Source organism: Paenibacillus periandrae (assembly GCF_022458865.1).
Classification (GTDB): domain Bacteria; phylum Bacillota; class Bacilli; order Paenibacillales; family NBRC-103111; genus Paenibacillus_S; species Paenibacillus_S periandrae.
The window spans coordinates 364,832-384,628 of record NZ_JAJNMU010000006.1 but is presented as its reverse complement, the minus strand read 5'-3'; the positions used below and the strand labels follow the sequence as shown (position 1 = coordinate 384,628).

The 19,797-nt window shown below is 48.2% G+C and carries 19 protein-coding genes; 13 read left to right on the top strand and 6 right to left on the bottom strand.

Annotated elements, in window-relative coordinates; all coding sequences use genetic code 11:
* Positions 1 to 4: 4 nt before the first annotated feature.
* Entirely contained in the window at positions 5 to 943 is a 939-nt protein-coding gene (gene cyoA, locus LRL21_RS12575; protein WP_420832442.1) for a ubiquinol oxidase subunit II, read from the bottom strand.
* Positions 944 to 1,285: 342 nt separating this feature from the next.
* Positions 1,286 to 1,567, bottom strand: a complete 282-nt coding sequence (locus LRL21_RS12570) for a hypothetical protein (RefSeq protein WP_076236254.1) — start codon at positions 1,565 to 1,567, stop codon at positions 1,286 to 1,288.
* Between the two features lie 263 nt (positions 1,568 to 1,830).
* Between LRL21_RS12570 and LRL21_RS12565 the strand changes: the two genes are divergently transcribed.
* Together LRL21_RS12565 and LRL21_RS12560 are read left to right on the top strand one after the other, a co-directional pair.
* A complete protein-coding gene (locus LRL21_RS12565; protein ID WP_240416115.1) occupies positions 1,831 to 2,706 on the top strand; it encodes an SDR family oxidoreductase in 876 nt (291 codons plus the stop codon).
* 151 nt (positions 2,707 to 2,857) lie between these two features.
* Positions 2,858 to 3,532 (top strand): TIGR00266 family protein, encoded by a 675-nt coding sequence (locus tag LRL21_RS12560; protein WP_240416114.1) that lies wholly within the window; start codon positions 2,858 to 2,860, stop codon positions 3,530 to 3,532.
* Positions 3,533 to 3,592: 60 nt separating this feature from the next.
* On the opposite strand, the gene LRL21_RS12555 is transcribed toward LRL21_RS12560, so the two are convergent.
* The 3 genes from LRL21_RS12555 to glpX form a co-directional block, all read right to left on the bottom strand.
* Entirely contained in the window at positions 3,593 to 3,937 is a 345-nt protein-coding gene (locus LRL21_RS12555; RefSeq protein ID WP_240416113.1) for a DUF3243 domain-containing protein, read from the bottom strand.
* 79 nt (positions 3,938 to 4,016) lie between these two features.
* On the bottom strand, positions 4,017 to 4,829 hold the full coding sequence (locus LRL21_RS12550) for a sulfite exporter TauE/SafE family protein (RefSeq protein WP_240416112.1): 813 nt from the start codon (positions 4,827 to 4,829) through the stop codon (positions 4,017 to 4,019).
* A gap of 90 nt (positions 4,830 to 4,919) precedes the next feature.
* Complete coding sequence (glpX, locus tag LRL21_RS12545) at positions 4,920 to 5,897, bottom strand: class II fructose-bisphosphatase (RefSeq protein ID WP_240416111.1); 978 nt, start codon at positions 5,895 to 5,897, stop codon at positions 4,920 to 4,922.
* 254 nt (positions 5,898 to 6,151) lie between these two features.
* Between glpX and LRL21_RS12540 the strand changes: the two genes are divergently transcribed.
* The 10 genes from LRL21_RS12540 (at position 6,152) to LRL21_RS12495 (ending at position 15,829) form a co-directional block, all read left to right on the top strand.
* On the top strand, positions 6,152 to 6,805 hold the full coding sequence (locus LRL21_RS12540) for a CBS domain-containing protein (RefSeq protein WP_240416150.1): 654 nt from the start codon (positions 6,152 to 6,154) through the stop codon (positions 6,803 to 6,805).
* Positions 6,806 to 6,872: 67 nt separating this feature from the next.
* Positions 6,873 to 7,679 carry a pyruvate, water dikinase regulatory protein gene (locus LRL21_RS12535; protein ID WP_240416110.1) on the top strand — a complete coding sequence of 269 codons (807 nt, stop codon included), beginning with the start codon at positions 6,873 to 6,875 and terminating at the stop codon, positions 7,677 to 7,679.
* Between the two features lie 36 nt (positions 7,680 to 7,715).
* Positions 7,716 to 8,330, top strand: coding sequence for a PH domain-containing protein (locus LRL21_RS12530; protein WP_240416109.1), 615 nt, complete (start codon positions 7,716 to 7,718; stop codon positions 8,328 to 8,330).
* Between the two features lie 252 nt (positions 8,331 to 8,582).
* Complete coding sequence (locus tag LRL21_RS12525) at positions 8,583 to 9,314, top strand: response regulator transcription factor (RefSeq protein ID WP_240416108.1); 732 nt, start codon at positions 8,583 to 8,585, stop codon at positions 9,312 to 9,314.
* On the top strand, positions 9,311 to 10,372 hold the full coding sequence (locus LRL21_RS12520; protein ID WP_240416107.1) for a sensor histidine kinase: 1,062 nt from the start codon (positions 9,311 to 9,313) through the stop codon (positions 10,370 to 10,372). Before LRL21_RS12525 ends, LRL21_RS12520 begins: the two co-directional genes overlap by 4 nt.
* Before the next feature lie 67 nt (positions 10,373 to 10,439).
* Complete coding sequence (locus LRL21_RS12515) at positions 10,440 to 11,777, top strand: molybdopterin-dependent oxidoreductase (protein ID WP_240416106.1); 1,338 nt, start codon at positions 10,440 to 10,442, stop codon at positions 11,775 to 11,777.
* Positions 11,778 to 11,937: 160 nt separating this feature from the next.
* Entirely contained in the window at positions 11,938 to 12,579 is a 642-nt protein-coding gene (locus LRL21_RS12510; protein ID WP_420832441.1) for an MOSC domain-containing protein, read from the top strand.
* A gap of 237 nt (positions 12,580 to 12,816) precedes the next feature.
* The gene (gene mobA, locus LRL21_RS12505; RefSeq protein WP_240416104.1) at positions 12,817 to 13,431 is read left to right on the top strand and encodes a molybdenum cofactor guanylyltransferase; all 615 of its coding nucleotides are present in this window, start codon (positions 12,817 to 12,819) and stop codon (positions 13,429 to 13,431) included.
* Positions 13,432 to 13,565: 134 nt separating this feature from the next.
* Positions 13,566 to 14,570, top strand: coding sequence for a GTP 3',8-cyclase MoaA (gene moaA / locus LRL21_RS12500; protein ID WP_240416103.1), 1,005 nt, complete (start codon positions 13,566 to 13,568; stop codon positions 14,568 to 14,570).
* A complete protein-coding gene (locus tag LRL21_RS12495; protein ID WP_275900705.1) occupies positions 14,570 to 15,829 on the top strand; it encodes a molybdopterin molybdotransferase MoeA in 1,260 nt (419 codons plus the stop codon). Before moaA ends, LRL21_RS12495 begins: the two co-directional genes overlap by 1 nt.
* 40 nt (positions 15,830 to 15,869) lie before the next feature.
* On the opposite strand, the gene LRL21_RS12490 is transcribed toward LRL21_RS12495, so the two are convergent.
* Entirely contained in the window at positions 15,870 to 17,036 is a 1,167-nt protein-coding gene (locus tag LRL21_RS12490; RefSeq protein WP_240416102.1) for an MFS transporter, read from the bottom strand.
* 373 nt (positions 17,037 to 17,409) lie between these two features.
* On the opposite strand from LRL21_RS12490, the gene helD reads away from it, so the two are divergent.
* Positions 17,410 to 19,764 (top strand): RNA polymerase recycling motor HelD, encoded by a 2,355-nt coding sequence (gene helD / locus LRL21_RS12485; protein WP_240416101.1) that lies wholly within the window; start codon positions 17,410 to 17,412, stop codon positions 19,762 to 19,764.
* Positions 19,765 to 19,797: the final 33 nt, after the last annotated feature.

The following is a 19,797-nucleotide window of genomic DNA, read 5'->3' as shown; positions in this document are numbered from 1 at the left end:
GTCGTTAATGACCCGAATGTCCATTAGGGGTAGTTGCAGCAGCAGGAGCTGTCTTGCCTTGCGTAGTGCTGGTATCAACAGCCTTTGGCTGTGGTGAGCTGCCATGATGATGGGCGCTTCCGCCAACCGCATACTGCGTTACGATCCGCTCAAACAAGCCGGTAGGGAAGGAAGAAAAATATTGCACGTTAGCAGGTCCCGGTTCAGCAAGTTTGGTATAGCCGCCCATTGTAAGGGCAGGGGAAGCGTTTTTCGTTTTTTTCACCCATGCGTCAAATGCATCCTGGGAGGTAGCATCAACCTTGAACGTCATTTGGGCAAAATCACGACCATTGAAATTAGCGCCGCTGCCAAAATATTGACCAGGCTCGTCTGCCTGCAGGAACAGCGTCATGGCCATGCCGGACATCGTGTAGATTTGACCGCCAAGCTGAGGAATCCAGAATGAATTCATCGCCGTTGCCGAGGTCAATTCAAACTTGACCGGGACGCCTTGCGGTATTTGTAAATAATTCACAGTAGCTATGCCTTGCTCCGGATATTGAAACAGCCATTTCCAGTCCAGTGAGGTAACCTGAACCGTGATCGGCTTTTTGTCGGAAACCAGTGGTTTGGACGGTTCAAGAGCATACGTGTATTTAGCGGTAACTAAACCCAAAATAATGATAATAATAATCGGGATACCCCACCAAATGACTTCCAGTTTGGTACTGTGCGCCCAGTCGGGTGCATAAGTTGCTTTACTGCCCGCCTTTTCGCGGTATCGCCATAAGATAAATCCGCTCAACAGCAATACGGGAACGATAACGACAGAGCACAGCAGAGTTGAAATCCAGATCAAATCCTTTTGTGCCGCGCCGACAGGGCCTTTAGGATCGAGCACAATAAATTGTTCACTGCATCCCGTGAGCAGGACGATCGACAAAATAAACAACAGTGGCATTAGAATGCGTAGGTTCGGCCTCAAGCTTTTCATCTCCTTTTTCAACTCCGAATCTCAATTAATTGAATCACTATCTATAACTTAGCAGAAATGAAAGCAGATAACTGCAGACTTAACAATACCGTCAATAATTTGTCTTTTCTTCGTAATACAAATGTCACCTGTTCGACATGTGTGGCGACTTGTCCCTCATTATGCAGCAATAATAGTGAGCAAAACAGAAAATAAGTACAAAAAAACCGCCTCGTCATCACGATGTGATTTCGAAGCGGTCGCTACAGCTTATGTGTGCCTAACAAAACGCAACCTACGCTATCAATCCGGAAAACGAAGTTCGTTACCTTAGAATGGCTGCTTGTTGTTATCGAGATGACGTTTGTGAACAAGTCCCATGGCAGTTCCGATAACGTAAATATGCACACTGCCTACAATAAAGCCAAGTCCGACCATAAGCCCGGTATTACGGTCATTGAATTGGTTCAAATTCATGAGGCAAAGAAGAACGCCGACGCCTAATGCAACCCAAGCGATCCAGGTCATTAAGGTGACCAGACGAGGGATTTCGTTATTCGAATGGGTCTTGTCAAGATCCGCATGATGTACTGAAGCTGTTTTGGTAGTCATAATGAACACCCCTAATCGTGTAAGTGCTTTCCTACATATAGTATACTACACTTTTTGGTATTTGTTCAAACATTATTCGCAATTCGATCAATAATTGGACATAAGTTGGGGCCTGTTTCAATAAAGTTAGCTTGACATCGTTAATAATGAATGAAATAAATAGTAAACCTAATTAAGACGGTATCTGACATATAGGCTTTGTTATGATGGCTGGGTAATCTGAGGAGCTATCACAATGAATTCGACGGGAGGCTGAGCTTACAATGAAGGCTTTACAAGGAAAAGTAGCAGTAGTGGCAGGTGGTACACGAGGCGCAGGACGCGGGATTGCTGAGATGCTGGGGGAAGCAGGCGCTACTGTTTATGTAACAGGCCGCAGTACAAGAGGGAATCTATCCGATATGGGAAGGCAGGAGACCATTGAGGAAACGGCAGAATTAGTTACCTCACAGGGTGGAGTCGGGATTGCAGTAAGGGTAGACCACACGGTTGAGGCTGACGTAAAGGCGCTTTTTGAGCAGGTGCATTCGGAGCAGAATGGAGTACTCGATATCCTTGTTAATGATATATGGGGCGGTGATCGGCTGACGGAATGGGGGAAGCCATTCTGGGAGCATTCATTGAACAATGGATTGCAAATGCAAACTACTGCGGTTCATGCCCATATGGTGACAAGCTATTATGCTGCTCCTTTAATGGTTGCCAGAAACAAGGGGCTGATTATTGAAATTACCGATGGCTTCGATTATAGATATCGTGGAAATTTGTATTACAGTCTGGCGAAAATATCGGCGATCCATCTCGCCCAGTCCATGGCGGAGGAGCTGCGTGAGCATCGTGTAGCTGCAGTTTCATTAACACCCGGTTTTTTACGTTCGGAGGCGATGCTGGATTATTTTGGCGTGACGGAAGCAAATTGGCGTGATGCGGCGAAGACAGATCCACATTTTCTGATATCGGAAACACCTTATTTTGTAGGACGGGCAGCTGCGGCATTGGCAGCAGATTCGAATGTGCTTGAAAAGTCAGGACAGATTTTGACCTCCTGGGACCTTTCAGATGTGTATGGCTTTACGGATAGGGATGGATCACGACCACATTGGGGACGATATGCCGATGAGCAGGGCTTTTATAAATGACGTTATTATGAATAACCCGGGCCGCGGCTTCGGGTTATTTGAATTGTACAATCGACACCATTCGGCACAAGTTGTTATTGCGAGGGTGAAATGTATTATAATAGAAGAAGATTTTTACAACAGCTCATAGAATGGGAGGAATATATAAGCTATGAAGTACGAAATTCTGTATCAGGGTGCGTTTCCGTTGGTCAAAATTGAATTGGAGAAAGGGGAAAATGTAAAGGCGGAATCGGGGGCCATGGTATCCATGACACCTAATATTGATCTCAAAGGTACGGTGGATGGCGGTTTGATGCGAGGTCTTGGCAGAATGCTGAGCGGCGAAAAGTTTTTTTTCCAGGAATTGACGGCCACACAAGGCAGAGGCGAAGTGCTCCTCGCACCCGCGGCGATTGGCGATGTACAAGCTATTGAGCTTGATGGCTCCTATAAGCTGTACGTCCAGAAGGATGGCTTTCTTGCTGGAACCAATGGCATTCAGGTTAACACGAAAATGCAGAATCTGATGAAAGGTTTTTTATCTGGAGAGGGCTTTTTCATTGTTGAGATCAGCGGCAGCGGTACCGTATTCTTATCGTCCTACGGCGCTATTCATGCAGTTAATCTTGGACCTGGAGAAGAAAGAATTATCGACAACGGGCATTTGGTGGCTTGGCCTGATTATATGAATTATACGATTGAAAAGGCATCCAAGGGCTGGATATCCAGTATAACAAGCGGTGAGGCTGCTGTGTGCCGCTTTCGGGGTGAAGGGGTAGTGCTGATTCAGACCCGGAATCCGGCGGGCTTTGCGTCATGGATCAAGACCTTTCTACCTAAATAATGATGGCATAGAAAAAGCAGTACCTCTGAGACCAAGCTTTCAGAGATACTGCTTTTCTTATTATCCTGCCCGTTGGGCAAGTCGTACCAGCATATGAGCCAGCTTATGCTGCTCTTCTGGAGTTCCGACTTTCCATAGTTCATTCAGCAGTTTTTCCTCACTGTTTCGTGGTTCCTCGTTCGCAGCTAAATAATTCGCTATTTTTTCAGCTGTAACCGCGATCTGCTCTTCACTCAAGCCCAGCTTTTCGGCTAATTCAATACGCTTTCCCAAGTAGCTCTTGAAGGAGTCGAAGCTTTGCAGAATCTGTTCTTTTTTAGCGGGATTGATTCGGTCCAGTGCGCTATCTACCTTGTTTGCGGCTAAGTGATCTTCTTTATCTACCACATGATTGTACTCGGACATAAGGTACGCCTCCTTAATGGGATATAATGCTTCGGCACCTTTTATTACACAATCCAAGCATCCCTTGAATCACAGTCAGCTACTTCCAGGCCTCGCTAATCATGCGAACAGCGACAACAAAAAAGGTGATGCGCAGCACCCACATCAGCTTCTTGCTGCTCAACGCGTTGGCGATTTTGGCACCAAGCCATCCACCAACCAAAGCACTCGGTGCAAGTCCCAGCACCATCCAGCCGTCGACTTCTCCCAAGCTTAGATGGGTGACAGTACCCATAATCGAGGATAAAAAGATTACAAACATCGAGGTAGCCGTTGCCACATGCGGCGGATAACGAAATAAAATCATCATCGCCGGTACGAACAAGGAACCGCCGCCAATGCCGAACAAGCCGGAAATGATGCCAACCAACAATCCGATCGTAAGTGCGGGCAGCACTCCGTATCCATACGTATGCACGAGTCCTTCTACATCAGTGTACGTTCTTTGGATGGGCCATTTCAGACTTAGCGGCTTCAAACGGTCTTTAATGATCAGCAGAATCGCCATCACCAGCATGAAAATCCCGAAGGCGAGCTGAAACGACTTGGCATCGACAAATTGAGTCATATAAGAGCCCAGCATCGCTCCCGGTCCACACGTCAAGAAATAGAGCCAGCCGCTGCGAAAGTCCACCTTGCGCTGCTTATGGAACGCCCACGTAGAGGAGAATGCCGTGAAAATCAGCACAGCCAACGACGTCCCGACTGCTGTTGATACGGAAATTTCCTGTCCAACGAAATAAGGTCCGAGGTAGATGAGAGCGGGAACAATGACAATGCCGCCCCCCAGACCGACGAGACTGCCAAGTGTTGCAGCAAGCAGCCCCACAACCGTATAAAATAAAAAGCTCATGCTTGTTCCTTCCTTCAAAATCAGCCATGTATGATCGGTATTTATCATAGTATCATACCTATAAGGAAGGTCAATGCATCAGCACGTCTGTTATTTCAAATAAAGTCCACCGATCAGCGGTTTATTGGGCAAATAATGAACGGTACGGATAAAGCGAACGGTTTTTGTTTTGGCTCTCATGACGATCGAGTGTGTCTCTGCCCGTTGATTGCCCATATATTGCACACCGCCCAGAAATTCTCCGGGAGTGATCCCTGTTGCTGCAAAGAATACATCCTCGCTTCCCACCATATCGTCCATGCTCAGCAGCTTGAACGGATCGCCAATTCCCATACGTCGGCAGCGTTCCAGTTCTTCATCATTGGCAGGCATCAAGCGTCCCTGAAGCTCACCGTCAAGGCAGCGAAGCGCGGCAGCGGCCAGTACACCCTCGGGCGCACCTCCCGAACCGACATACAAATCGATACCGGATTCACTTAAGCAAGGCGCCATTGCGCCGGCCACATCCCCATCGCTTAACAGCTTAATGCGCACACCGACGCGGCGGAGTGTTTGGATTTTGTCTTGATGGCGTTCACGATCCAGAATCATTACCGTCAGGTTGCTGAGCGGCTTATCCAGATATTGAGCAGCTTTTAACAGAGTCGTTTCCAACGAATCATCCAGATGCAGCTTGCCCGCCAACAATGGGCCTACAGCCAGCTTATCCATATACATATCAGGGGCATGCAGGAGGCAGCCTTTATTGGCCATTGCGATAACGGACAGCGCATTATTCAAGCCTTTGGCCACGGATTCAGTACCTTCCAACGGGTCCACGGCGATATCGACCTCGGGACCTTGTCCGTTTCCTACCTTCTCGCCAATGTAGAGCATAGGAGCCTCGTCCATTTCGCCTTCACCAATAACGACGGTGCCTTGTACAGAAACAGAGTCGAACATTGCCCTCATGGCCGTAGTTGCAGCGCCGTCAGCTTCATTTTTGTTGCCGCGTCCCATCCATTGCGCTGCGGACAATGCTGCCAACTCAGTGACCCTTACTATTTCCATTGCTAGCTCTCGTTCCATCCATTTTCCCCCAAACTCATATTTGATTAAATAAGTTGTAATATATCGCTGTTCCATTTTAATTATTACACATTATATACACGTTATGTAACTGATAAATGTGAAAAAATTATATTTTTTCGATAAAAACTTTATTAATGACAGATAAATATTGTTTATAAGACGTATTTGTGTAAATCATTTATGATTTTTGGTATACTTTATATCATATAGAAGGTTCCAGAAGTATAAAGTTTCGGGACAGGGAGGTCACGATTATCGAATTGTCAGCCCGTCAATTACATATTGTTGAACTGGTTAAGCAGCACTCGCCTATTACTGGAGAGCAGATTGCAGAGATGCTCGGGTTAAGCCGTCCGACGCTTCGTTCGGATTTGGCGCTGCTGGTGATGCTCGGGTTGGTTGATGCCAAGCCAAAGGTCGGTTATACACCGGGTTCATCTATTTCTGCTGAGAATCAAGTGTCTCGTAGATTGCAATCTTTGAAAATAAAGGATATACAGGCCGTACCCGTTGTAGTGAGAGAGTCGGCACTGATTCACGATGCCGTTGTTACACTTTTTATGGAAAATGTTGGTAGTTTGATTGTGGTGGATGAAGAAAGCTGCTTATCCGGTATTATTTCACGTAAGGATTTGTTGAAATTCACACTTGGCAACCCTTCGGCCTCCACGATGCCTGTCAGCATGGTCATGACCCGAGAGCCCAATGTGATTCATGTACAGCCTGAGGACAATGTGCTGGAGGCGGCGCGGAGAATGATCCATCATCAGGTGGACGGCTTGCCGGTGGTTGTTCCCATCAAGCAGGATAATGCTCAGGGCCGCAGCCGCTGGGAGGTCGTTGGCCGTATTACGAATACAATGATGACACAGCTGCTGGTGGAGCTTGCCTCGGAGTCTGGATAGTTCGGTGAATTCACCTAATATCCAGAAGTAACCGATACAGTATGATGTGAGCAAAGGAGAACAGTGGATGACGGACGATCGGCTTTATGAGATAACCATTTGCTCGGATTCGGTAGGTGAAACGGCCGAGGCGGTTGTAAAAGCGACCATGCGCCAATTCGATGCCCATCAGGTCACAACGAAACGGATTGGACATATCAAGCATGAGGATGAAATACGTGTAATCATGGAGGCTGCCGCCAAACGGGGAGGCTTTGTGGCTTATACGCTTGTGCAGCCGGAGCTGCGTGAAATGATGAAGGAAGAAGCCATCCGTCTGGGAGTCAGAGCGATCGATATTATGGGACCGATGATGGAGGCGTTCATCGATACGTTCAATGATTCGCCGAAGCGCAAGCCTGGGCTGCAGCATGAGATGGACGATGATTACTTTCGCCGAGTCGAGGCTATAGAGTTTACTGTTAAATGCGATGATGGAAGAGACACGAGCTCATTGTTAAAAGCAGATATTATATTGATTGGCGTATCACGTACCTCCAAGACACCACTCAGTATTTTTTTGGCACATAAGGGCCATAAGGTGACCAATTTACCGCTGGTTCCTGAGGTCAAGCCGCCGAAGGAGCTGTTTATGCTGCACGGCAGGCGAATTATCGGATTAATCATGGATCCGGATAAGCTGCTCAAGATTCGCACTGAGCGTTTAAAGGCGGTAGGGCTGCCCAATGGAGCCAAGTATGCTGCGCTTGATCGTATTGTTGAGGAATTGGAGTATGCACAAGGCATCATGAAGCAGCTAGGCTGTCCGGTTATTAATGTAACGGACAAGGCGATAGAGGAAACGGCAGGCATTATTCTGGGGTATATGTCTTAGGGCTGAATAACCAGTTTGGAGAGGGCTGATACTTGCATGTTCAAAAAAATAGCTGCAGATGCGTTAGGGTTAAGCGATATTGGAAGCGTCATTAAACCGGCAGATTATGACAAGGTTGATGCTGACGATTACGTCATGAATGAGGATAACGAGAAAATTTACTTTCTGATCAAATCCAAGGCGGATGAATACTGCTTCACCAATCTAGGCCTTATCCATCTGGATGGTACGAGTGCACTAAGCAAAAAACGGACGCTTCGCCGTTTTAATTACAGCCATCATCCCATTTCGAACGTAGCACTTGAAACAGCGGGAACTGTTGATCTCGATGTGGAAATTAAATTCACGATTGGCGCAGCGGCTTATTCCATTGATGTTCACAAGAAGCATATTGCCGAAGTCAAGGATTTGTTTAAATCACTGCTCAAAATTGCGGAAATTTCCTACGATAATGAAACGACGCTGCAATACGCAAAAGAAAGCGTACATCTTGCATCAGCAACATTAAATCGTTCGGTCAAAGAGGGCGGCAACATCGTCGAGCAATTTAAGGAAATTACGGAGTCAGCCTTCTTCTGGATGGTGGAGACCCATAAGAAGTATAAGGTCAAGGATTATGGCCATATTTTCGAGCGTTATATTAATCAGTAATTTAAGCTCCGCACTCATATACGTTTTTAATTGTGATAACATGAATAAAAGCCTTGTCGAGCACAAAATCGGCGGGGCTTTTGTTGTTCTTACAGGTTATGCAAGAAATGAGAGCTGATCCGGAGATTGTTAAGGAATACGTAATATTTGCAGGTGAAGGTTATGTTAAAATACAGACAGAGTATGTTTTGTTGAAGCTGGAGTTGACTTGAATTTCACTGCTGTTCCCCAAAAAGGAGGGCGTACGAGTCTATGGTGAAAATATTGGTTGCCGATGATGAGGAAAATATAACCGATGTGTGCGCCCGATACCTGCAGCGTGAAGGGTTTGAGGTCGTATGTGCCAAGGATGGCGATGAAGCGCTTCATATATGGGAAAGTGAGTCACCGGATTTTATCGTGCTGGACGTGATGATGCCGAAAAAAACGGGCTGGCAAGTGTGCGAGGAGATTCGCAGCAGGAGCGATGTGCCGATTATGATGCTAACAGCCAGAGGAGAAGAGCTGGACCGGCTCATGGGACTTACCATGGGCGCGGATGATTATATGACGAAGCCGTTCAGCCCCCGGGAGCTGGTGCTGCGTGTGAAAGTGATTCTAAGGCGTCTGAGGCCGATAGAACCAGCCAACGCCACAGGAGTCTCGTCTCCGGCTGGCAAGACAGGCTCGATCATTCATCGAATGGGACTGGAAATCGATAGTCTGCGAAGGACAGTCAGGGTAGGCGGTAAGGAAGCGGAGCTTACGGTGAAGGAATTCGAGCTGCTCTGGTTGTTTGCCAACCATCCCGATCAGGTGTTTTCCCGCAATCAATTATTGAATACGATTTGGGATATTGATTATTTTGGAGATACGACAACGGTGACAGTTCATATCCGAAGGCTGCGGGAGAAGATTGAACAGAACCCTTCTACCCCTAAATACATCAAAACCGTTTGGGGTATCGGCTACAAGTTTGACGGAAAAGGGGGCGGGCCGGGATGAACCGGTTTATGGGCTCGGTGGGCCTGCGCACCTATTTGCTGTTAACGAGTTTGGTCAGTATCGCTGCCATATTGATCAGCTTGCTTGTCAGCTACAGGAAGATGTTTTTGACGTTGGATGAGTTGATATGGCTTACACTTGTAACGGTAGGCGCAGGGATCCTTTCCCTCATTGTGCATCTGATCATGACGCGGCCCATTGAGAGGGCCATTGATATGATCAGCAGGGAATCGCAGCAGATCGCACAGGGGGATTTTCGTGGGGAGCTGCCTCTGATCGGCCCTGTGGAGTTTCAGGCGATGGCTGTTCATTTTAATCAAATGAGCCGTCAATTGAATGAAAGCTTCCAGCAGCTGCGGTCCTCGGAGGCTTCGCGGCGAGAGCTTGTGGCCAACGTGTCGCATGATTTGCGTACGCCGCTGGCTTCGATTCAATCGTTTGTTGAGGCTCTGCAGGATGATTTGATCGAGGACCCGGATACGTATCAACGTTACCTGAGTACGATTCGTCTGGAAACCCAGCGTTTGAGTGGTCTGATCAATGATTTATTCGATCTGTCACGCAGGGAGGCGGGTGCGGAAAGCTTTGAGCCTGAGGCGTATCATCTGGATAATCTGATTGTCGAAACCTTGCAAAGCCATCTGCTGCAAATCGAGGAAAAGGGAATCGAAGTGGAAGGACATATTCCTGAGGGACTGCCACCCGTCTCGATTATGCCTAATGAAATTAAACGGGTCGTTTCCAATTTGCTCCACAATGCGCTGCGTCATTCTCCTGATGGAGGTAAGATTCGAATTTACGCGCAAATGCCGAAGGGCGGGTTCGTATTGGTTACAGTCGAGGATCAAGGTGAAGGCATAGCTGAAGAGGAGCAGGTTCGGCTGTTTGAGCGCTTTTATCGGACGGATCATTCACGCAGCAGGGCGAGCGGCGGCTCCGGGCTTGGTCTGGCGATAACCAAATCGATTGTGGAAATTCACGGTGGTCATGTTGGCGTAAGCAGTCAGCTTGGAAAAGGAAGTCAATTCTGGTTTACGGTACCTGTGGTTCAGCGGTGAGGAAGATGGGTTTAGAGGGCTGCGGCACAATCAAGGAATAGATGTAAACAGGAAAGGCGGTGCGGAAATGGATAAATGGAGAGATTGGTTAAAGGAATCTTACGGCAAAAAATTATCAAGGCTGCACGCATGGAACGCTTGGGTTATACTTTTGCTGGCTATTACGGGTGTTGTGCTCTATATCCCGACGATTCGTGGTGATTTGGGTGCACTTCGCGTTGTTCTGAAGCAGGCTCACATCGTGCTCGGAATCGCGTCCATTGTTCTCATCGCCTTGTACCTGCCGTTGATTCCGAAGCATTGGAAGCAGCTCAAAACGAGATTAAAGCAGCGGTGGAATTTAGCGGTTGTGCTGTTTTTACTCTTAGGCTGGGGGATTACAGGGCTTATTCTGTGGCAGTTCCACAACCTGCCTCCAGTGTGGAGTAACGTTTCGCTGGTGCTGCATGACTTGTTCACATGGATCGGAATCCCATACGCCTTGTATCATTCCATTTCACGGAGCCGTTGGCTCAAAACGATGCGGTCTGAGGAGCAGAAGGCAGCAAGACAGCTGCTGAAGGATAAACGGGAAATGACGGGTATGGCGGCAGCAGAAACGGGGTCTGGTTCTGGCGAGATTGTGGCAGCAAGTGCTGTGAGTCCACAAAAATTTGTGGAATTTTTGAAAAATGCACCGATCTCGCGGGCGACTTTTTTGCGTACCGTATTGGGGCTGCTGCTTGTATTCGGTGTAGGGCCTTATTTTTACCGTTGGATGAAAAGTATTTCAGACACCGGGGGCGCTGGGCTGGATCAGATTTATGCGTCCGATGCCAATCAAATGGAGCCAAAGCCTATTGCACTTGCCGAATCGAGTCCTCCTGTCGGAGGAGGTCTGAAAGGCGAGTTCCGAGTATATACGGTTACGGATATCCCGGCCTTTTCGAGCGATAGCTGGCAGTTTTCGATATCGGGTCTGGTGGATAAACCAATAACCTGGAACTGGGAACAGTTTATGCAGCTCAAGCGCAAGGTACAGGTAAGTGATTTTCATTGTGTGACCGGCTGGTCGGTGTATAAGGTAACCTGGGAAGGGATACCGCTGTCGGAGCTGCTTCAGATGGCTGGAGTGAAGGGCACAGCACGTTATGCCAAAATGTATTCGGGCGACAAGGTATATACGGATTGTTTATCATTGGAGCAGGTCAAAATGGAAGATGTCATGGTTGCCGTGTTAATGGATGGCAAACCGATTCCGAATCAATTGGGAGGTCCTGTCCGGCTGATCGTCCCGAAAATGTATGCTTACAAATCGGTCAAATGGCTGCAGGCTGTTGAATTGATCAATGAAGAGCATATTGGTTATTGGGAGGTTCGCGGCTATGATAATGATGCTTGGGTACCGGGGAGCAAGCTGTCTTAGACAGTTTGGCTCCTTTTGCCGTATGAGCTTCGATGTGGGATAGACAACGTATCTAAGCGTTTCAGTAATTTGGTTATAGCCTCCTCTGACTTTTTATTTTATAGTGGAAGGAAAAGAACTCGCGCAGGACAGCTGACAGGCGAGCGGGAGGCTTATGGACATGAAGCTGGTTTCATTAAATATCAGTATGCCGATTACGGTCGATTATCAGGGGAAGCCTGTACAAACCGGAATTTTCAAAAACCCCGTAGGTCAGGAGCTGCTGCTCTCCACGACCCAGTTGGAGGGAGATGGGCAGGCAGACCTAGTGAATCACGGTGGAGCAGACAAAGCGGTTTGCGTCTATTGCGCCGAGCATTATACCTACTGGCAGGAAAAGCTGCAGCGGCAGCTTCCGTATGGAGCGTTTGGAGAAAACTTTACAATCGAGGGATTACTCGAATCTGATATTCATATCGGGGATACGTATGAAATTGGTTCAGCTGTCGTCCAGCTTAGCCAGCCTCGGCAGCCGTGCTTTAAGCTTGCTCTTAAGCATGGAGTCAAGGATCTCCCTGTACAGGTGCAGGAAACGGGCTACACCGGTTATTACTTTCGCGTCCTGCAAGAGGGGTGTGTCTCAGCAGGGCAAACATTCCGTCTGGTCGAGAGACAGCCGCTCGCTATCACGGTTACTACTGCCAATCGTCTCAAATATGTTGATAAGTCCGATACCACCGCTATTCGCCAATTACTATCTGTCGGTGCCCTGTCCGACAGCTGGCGAGCTTTTTTCGAAAAACGCTTAGAGAATCCCGAATAGGATTGTTTGATTAATTGTTTTAATAATCGAAACCAAGCGTGTCCCGTAAGGGACGAGAAGCGCCCCGAACATACACAGTCAATCAACAAACGAGTCAACCGCACCAAAGTAAGCGTGTCCCGTAGGGACGAAAAGCGTGTATAACACACTAAAACGTGCATACGATACAGGGAGTCCAGAGGGCAGCGCCCTTTGGGTCCCTCCCTTCAAGGGAGGGCTAGGGAGGGTGATTGCACTTTGATCTCTGGAGTCATTTTAGCCGGCGGCAGCAACCGTCGGATGGGCGGCAGCATGAAGGCGCTTCTGCAGCTGGATGGCAAGCGATTCATCGAGCGGCAGCTGGAAGAGCTGAGTACGCTGTGCGGTGAGATTATCATAGCAGCCAATCAACCCGAGCTCTTCGAGCCGATTTTGTCCAATCAGCAAGTGAATGTACGGATCATTGGAGATCTGCATCCTGGAAAAGGCCCGCTTGCAGGTCTGCAAGCTGCAGTGGCTGAGGCAAGGTACGAGGAGCTATGGGTCGTTGCTTGTGATATGCCCTTTGCTTCGGCTGCAGCTGCTCAGCTGCTGCTGGAACTGAGGCGCAGCAAAGGCGAGGCGTACAAGATTGCGCTGCCGCGGATTGCGGGCAGATTGCAGCCGCTGCACGCGATTTATCATCGGTCCTGTAAGCCGATAATCGATCAGCTGCTGGATGAGGAGTGCTACCGGATGATGGCATTAATTGAGCTTGCGAGCAGTGCAGTCGGTGAAGAGTCCTTGTTCGTGCAGCAGGAGATCCCGTTGAATTTTATTGTCAATGTCAATGAACCCGCTGACTTGGAGAAACTGCATGGGCCAGTGAAATAAATTGTGGTACTCATGCTTGATTTACTTTTTGATTGTAAGATGTGCGATAATAAAGAGTAAGTATTCTTCTGAAATTACGCCGTTCCATATATATCAATTCCATTTTACAATTAAAGGAAACGGGGTGAATGCATATGGCGGATATACTCGAGGATCGTTTTGGCCGCGTTCATGATTATTTGCGCATTTCCGTTACGGACCGCTGTAATCTGCGCTGTGTCTATTGTATGCCTGAGGAAGGTATGGAATTTGAGCCTGAGGACAAAATGCTCAGCTTTGATGAAATAGTTGAGGTTGTACGGGTTCTCGCTGGTCTCGGTGTGCGCAAGCTTAGGATTACAGGTGGAGAACCGATGGTTCGAAAAAATCTGGAGCAGCTTATTGCTCGTCTATCCGCGATTCCCGGAATTGAAGATATTGCTTTGACAACGAATGGCATATATTTTGCACAAAGAGCGGATAAACTGCGTGCAGCAGGATTAACGCGTATTAATATTAGTTTGGATTCACTACGTGCTGATCGATTTTCATTAATTACAAGAGGCGGTGATATTCACCGCGTATTGGCTAGTATTGAGGCTGCTTATCGTGTGGGTCTGTACCCGATCAAGCTGAATGTAGTCCTGATGAAGGGCTTGAATGATGATGAAATTGATGATTTTCTGATGATGACTATGACCCGCGATGTACAGGTGCGGTTTATTGAATATATGCCAATCGGCCATGATGATTCGAATTGGAAAAGCAAATATGTCCCTCTAACGACTGTGATGGATAGATGTGTGGAAAGAGGATGGACGGCTCTGCCTTCCGGTGAGGTGTATGGAAATGGGCCCTCGCAAAATTATCGAATTGAAGGTGCACTCGGTTCGTTTGGTTTAATTCACCCGATTAGTGACCACTTTTGCGAAACGTGTAACCGACTGCGGTTAACGGCGGATGGTAACATTAAGCCCTGTCTCTACTGGTCCGATGAATTTAATGTGCGCTCTCGTATTGGCAATGATCTGGCATTAGCAGAGCTATTTCTGAAGGCACTTGATGTAAAGCCGGAGAGTCACGAAATGGCAAAAGCTCTGTTAAGTGAACAGCAAAGTCATAGTCCCACTTTACGCAGAATGTCGCAGATCGGAGGGTAATGGACACGGTGACCGGATATCGATTTCAGCGAATGCTAGTCCAGGTGGAGGATGCGCAGCAAGCGGTCCTCCATTACGTGCGTCTGCAGGAGACGGAGGAAGTAGGGCTTGCCGAGAGTTTTGGACGGCGGTTAGCCGTTACGGTGACGGCCAACCATCCGGTTCCGCATTTTCGCCGCTCAGGTGTAGATGGCTATGCGCTGCGCGCGGCGGATAGTATTGGATCGGCACCGGGCCGGCCCGTTAAATTAGCTGTTACCGAAATGATCCCTTGCGGAACGATGCCAGCTCTTCCCGTAGGGCAAGGACAAGCTGCGCGAATCATGACAGGCGCGGTTGTGCCAGAAGGTGCCGATGCGGTCATTATGATGGAAATGACGGATACACTTGCTGACCAGATGGTATATATTCGCAAGCAAATGGCTGAAGGTGACAATATAACTCCGATTGGACAAGAGGTAGTGCCGGGTGAGATATTGCTGCAGCCGGGCAGAATTATTCGTTCGGGTGATGCTGCAGTGCTGGCAACCTTTGGGTTTGATCGGGTACGCGTGTTTCGTAAGCCGCGCGTTGCGATATTTTCTACTGGCTCGGAGCTGCTGGAGGTAGGGAAGCAGCTGGAGCCGGGCAAAATTCGCAATAGCAACAGCTATATGCTGGCTGCCCAGGTGACGGAGGCTGGCGGGGAACCCGTCATAATGAGTGTTTTACCAGATGAGCCGGCAGAGGTGGAAAGGTCACTGCTGGACGCATTGGAGGATGTGGATCTGATTATCACGACAGGTGGCGTATCCGTAGGAGATAAGGACGTCCTGGTAGATGTATTCGAGCGTTGGGATGGTCAGCTGCTCTTTAACAAAATAGCCATGCGACCGGGGAGCCCTACCTCAGTCGGATTCTGGAGAGGTAAGCTGCTGTTCGCTTTATCGGGTAATCCCGGTGCCAGCTTTGTAGGCTTTGAATTGTTCGTCCGTCCTTACTTAAAAGGAATTCTTGGGTGCGAAGAACGGAAGCATGTGGAGACAAAAGGGTACTTGCAGGCCGACTATGCCAAAGGCTCCGCCTATCCACGATATGTACGAGGTACGATGAAGCTGCTGGAAGGTCGGGTATGTGTCGAACCTGCCGGCAAGGATAAATCGAGTATTATGAGATCAATCAAGGACGCCGACTGTCTGATTCATATACCTGCAGGCGGGCGTGGAGCCGAACGGGAAGAGCTTGTTAAGGTGCTTTTACTTAACGAAACTCGTATATAAGTAAGAGTTTGCTGTACAAATGAAATCATTGGTGGTTTGCTCAGGCTCGCGGGCTTGCTGGTTTCTGCTCTTCAAAGTCTTCCTCTGTAGTCTGCTTGGTCAAAAAAGCACCGCCGATCAGAAAAGCACCGCTGACGTAAAAGACGGAAACGACACCTGCCCATGTACCGAGCAGCCCGAACATCATGGGTGCTACCAGCTGCGACAGGCGGTTAATGGCAAGACGCAGACCCAGCACCTCTCCGGTTCGATCCTTTGGCGAAGCATTATAGGTGGTCGTCATGGATAGAGGCTGCCCGCATCCGAGTCCGGCTCCCATAAAGGCGCTGAGCACCCCAAACAAGAGTGCATTACTGGATAAGGGTACTAACAGGAAGGACAATCCTGCGATCAATATAGAGCCGAGCAGCACACGACCACGTCCAAACTTGCCGCTCAATCGGGTTAGCGAAAAGCGAACGATAACCATGGTTAATCCTTGTATCGTAATAATCCAGCCAATTTCAGTAGCTGATAAGCCCATTTGACTGGCGAACAATGGAAAGTAGGCAACAAATATATCTCTTGAATACAGTACGAGTGCACTGGAAGCGAGTGCTTTACGCAGTAGGGGAGTTTTGAGTAATTGAAAAGAGGAGCCTGTTTTCGCTGTACTGGTTTTTTTCTTACGGTCTGAATTAGGTATCAGGAAAGATAAGCAAATAGGCAAAACCCCGATGCAGGCCGCAACGAAGTAAGCGAAAGGATAGGATACCAGCTCGGCCAAATATCCACCCAGAACAGGACCGATCAGGCCGCCTGAGGCGATAGCTGTGCTGTACAAACCGAAATGATGATCGCGGTTCTCTTTGGTAGATATGTTCCCGATTACATTTTGCAGAGAAATGACGCCAAAAATTTGTGATACCCCGATAATAGCCTGAGATATATAAAGCGACCAAAGGTGAGGAAACAAGAAAGGTAATGCAACACCGACAGTCAAACCGGTCATGCCAAATATGACAGGGAGACGATCTCCAATGAAGTCGGTAATTTTTCCGATATGAATGGCCAATACGAATGGAAAAAAAGCGAACGCTGCTGTCAGCATGCCAATCTCCCAGGTGCTGGCTCCCAACTGCAAGGCGTACAGGGACATGATGGGCCTAGTACTGAACAGCATGATTTGAAAGCTGAGTGCGATAAGGATGACAATCCGAAGGGACATGATTAAATACCTGCCTTTATTAGGAATCATACGGGCTAAGGAGAATGATAGAAACGTTAGTGAGTATAAGCGTCACTAAAGACTTCGCAATCCCAATAGGAAGCGAAGCCTTTTTTTGTCGTGCATGGGGATAGAAATGACCTTCCAAGCTCAACATTACATAGATTCGGTTATATGCATATAGACAGAAATGACAAACAGCCTCCTATATTGATTCTGGAGGCATTAAATGTTAAAATAAGAAATAGTCTGAAATAAGAATAATCCGAACATGAATATCTTTATCTAAGTATAACATTAATAATCATGTATTGTCAATGATATTTCTGAATAACCTTACCTAACTCACTATTTTTGAAAGAGGGCGGCTTGAATGAGCATGACAGAACAGCAATGGAATGAGGAGCAGCAGCGCGTTAATAACGTTGTTGGCTTGATGGGACAGCAAATCAAGCAGCTGGAAGGAGAGGTCGGTGAGGTTAGAGGCGAGGTTGTAGATATTCGTGCTCATTTCTGGGATGATGTCACAGTCAATATGGGTACAGCCGAGGATGCAGCCGAGACCTTATCCAACCTTAAGCAGCAGGTCGAGATGCTGTCAGAACGGGAACGTACCCACCGTCTGGCTTATTCTGCGCTGAAAAAGCTGAATCGTATGGTCAAGTCGCCGTACTTTGGCCGAATTGATTTCAAGGAAACGGGCACGCAACAAACAGAGATGATCTATCTCGGTATTGCGTCCTTCATGGACGAGCGGGACGATACCTTTCTCGTCTATGATTGGCGTGCGCCTGTGTCCAGCCTTTATTACGATTACCCGCCGGGCCCGTCCGCCTATGAAACTCCCGGAGGCTCCATTGAAGGAGAGATGCTGCTCAAAAGGCAGTATGTAATACGTGAAGGCGATATTCGGCTGATGTTCGATACCGGTGTTACAATTGGTGATGAGCTGCTTCAGCAGGTGCTGAGCCGCAGCTCGGATGCGCAAATGAAGAGCATTGTCGCCACGATCCAAAAGGAGCAGAATCAGATCATCCGTAATGACCGCAGCCGCATGCTGATTGTCCAGGGCGCAGCAGGCAGCGGCAAAACGTCATCGGCGCTTCAGCGTGTGGCTTACCTGTTATACAAAAATCGCGAAACGCTTCAGGCTGATCAGATGCTGCTGTTCTCACCGAACCCGATGTTCAACAGCTACGTATCGACGGTGTTACCGGAGCTTGGCGAGGAAAATATGCTGCAAACGACATTCCAGCAATATTTGGAAAGCCGAATCGGCCGCGACTTTCAGCTCGAGGATCCTTTTATCCAAATCGAATACGTATTAAGCGCGCCTGAGGATGTAGAGTATGCGGCCCGAAACAGCGGTATCCGCTACAAGTCGTCCGTGGACTATTTGATGGTCATGGATGCGTATAAAGCCTGGCTGGAGAAGCAGGGGATGAATTTTATTTCCATTCGTTTTAAAGGTCGTGAGGTTGTGTCCTCGCGCCGGATCAAGGAACGATTTTACAGCTTAGATTCCTCCATTCGACTGGCTAACCGGGTAGTGCTGCTGCGCGATTGGCTGCTGAAGGAAATCAGTGCCTTTGAAAAGCTGGAGCGGAGTATGCCTTGGGTGGAAGAAGAGATTGAACTGCTCGATGTCGATGATTACCGGCGCGCCTATAAAGAGCAGCAGCGTATTCAGAAGGACAAAGGCACGACGTTCGATGACTTTGATGTGGAAAAAGGCTATCTGGCCCGCATGGTTGTCCACGAGCGGTTAAAGCCGCTGCGGCGACGCGTTAAGCAGCTGCGCTTTGTGAATGTACGAGCGCTGTATCGCCAGTTATTTGATAAGGAAGGACTGCTGGCGAGCTTGTCGGGAGAAGCCGGTGTACCGGAGTATTGGCCTGAAATCAGTCGTCAGACGATTCAGCGGCTGGAGCAGTCAGAGCTTGCTTATGAGGATGTAACACCATATCTGTATTTGCTGGAGCTTGTTCAGGGCTTTCAGACGAATACGAGCATCCGGCATGTCATTATCGATGAAGCTCAGGACTATTCGCCGTTCCAGCTTCATTTTCTCAAACGATTGTTCCCTCGCTGTCGTATGACCGCTTTAGGTGATGTGAATCAGGGGATTTATGCCCATGCTTCTTCCTTGGGTGAGCATGACCCGATTGCCAAGCTTTATGGTGCTGAACAAACCGAATTGATTCGATTAATGCGCAGCTACCGTTCCACCCGTGAAATTGTTGAGTTCACAAGAGGGATGGTGCCCGGCGGTGAACAAATCGTGCCGTTTAATCGCAGCGGAGAGAAACCGAAGGTTATTGTGGCTTCGGAGCTGGAACAGCTGCATAGCCAGATGAAAGCTGATTTGCAGGCGCTAATTGCAGACCAATATGAATCGATAGCTGTAATTTGCAAAACAGCGAATGAGAGTGCTGAAGTGTATGAAGCACTGAGTGAACAGCTGCCGCTGCGTCTGATTACGAAGCAAACGCCGTCTTTTGAAAAAGGAGTGCTCATTATTCCTTCTTATTTAGCCAAGGGCGTGGAGTTCGATGCCGTCATTATTTATAATGGCTCTCGTGAGCGTTACAGTCGTGAGAATGAGCGCAAGCTGTTCTACACGGCATGTACCCGTGCGATGCATCTGCTGTATATATATTCCTTAGGCCAGCCGAGCCCGTTTATTACTTCGCAGGCAGATGATACTTATATGATCACGAACAATTAGATGATAATTTAATTTTTCATTGTCAGTGGTGTC

Excerpts from the sequence above, each read along its gene's own strand:
- cyoA (WP_420832442.1), bottom strand. The coding sequence starts at position 943 with ATGCCACTGTTGTTTATTTTGTCGATCGTCCTGCTCACGGGATGCAGT.
- LRL21_RS12570 (WP_076236254.1), bottom strand. The coding sequence starts at position 1,567 with ATGACTACCAAAACAGCTTCAGTACATCATGCGGATCTTGACAAGACC.
- LRL21_RS12565 (WP_240416115.1), top strand. The coding sequence starts at position 1,831 with ATGAAGGCTTTACAAGGAAAAGTAGCAGTAGTGGCAGGTGGTACACGA.
- LRL21_RS12560 (WP_240416114.1), top strand. The coding sequence starts at position 2,858 with ATGAAGTACGAAATTCTGTATCAGGGTGCGTTTCCGTTGGTCAAAATT.
- LRL21_RS12555 (WP_240416113.1), bottom strand. The coding sequence starts at position 3,937 with ATGTCCGAGTACAATCATGTGGTAGATAAAGAAGATCACTTAGCCGCA.
- LRL21_RS12550 (WP_240416112.1), bottom strand. The coding sequence starts at position 4,829 with ATGAGCTTTTTATTTTATACGGTTGTGGGGCTGCTTGCTGCAACACTT.
- glpX (WP_240416111.1), bottom strand. The coding sequence starts at position 5,897 with ATGGAACGAGAGCTAGCAATGGAAATAGTAAGGGTCACTGAGTTGGCA.
- LRL21_RS12535 (WP_240416110.1), top strand. The coding sequence starts at position 6,873 with ATGACGGACGATCGGCTTTATGAGATAACCATTTGCTCGGATTCGGTA.
- LRL21_RS12530 (WP_240416109.1), top strand. The coding sequence starts at position 7,716 with ATGTTCAAAAAAATAGCTGCAGATGCGTTAGGGTTAAGCGATATTGGA.
- LRL21_RS12525 (WP_240416108.1), top strand. The coding sequence starts at position 8,583 with ATGGTGAAAATATTGGTTGCCGATGATGAGGAAAATATAACCGATGTG.
- LRL21_RS12520 (WP_240416107.1), top strand. The coding sequence starts at position 9,311 with ATGAACCGGTTTATGGGCTCGGTGGGCCTGCGCACCTATTTGCTGTTA.
- LRL21_RS12515 (WP_240416106.1), top strand. The coding sequence starts at position 10,440 with ATGGATAAATGGAGAGATTGGTTAAAGGAATCTTACGGCAAAAAATTA.
- LRL21_RS12510 (WP_420832441.1), top strand. The coding sequence starts at position 11,938 with ATGAAGCTGGTTTCATTAAATATCAGTATGCCGATTACGGTCGATTAT.
- moaA (WP_240416103.1), top strand. The coding sequence starts at position 13,566 with ATGGCGGATATACTCGAGGATCGTTTTGGCCGCGTTCATGATTATTTG.
- LRL21_RS12495 (WP_275900705.1), top strand. The coding sequence starts at position 14,570 with ATGGACACGGTGACCGGATATCGATTTCAGCGAATGCTAGTCCAGGTG.
- LRL21_RS12490 (WP_240416102.1), bottom strand. The coding sequence starts at position 17,036 with ATGTCCCTTCGGATTGTCATCCTTATCGCACTCAGCTTTCAAATCATG.
- helD (WP_240416101.1), top strand. The coding sequence starts at position 17,410 with ATGAGCATGACAGAACAGCAATGGAATGAGGAGCAGCAGCGCGTTAAT.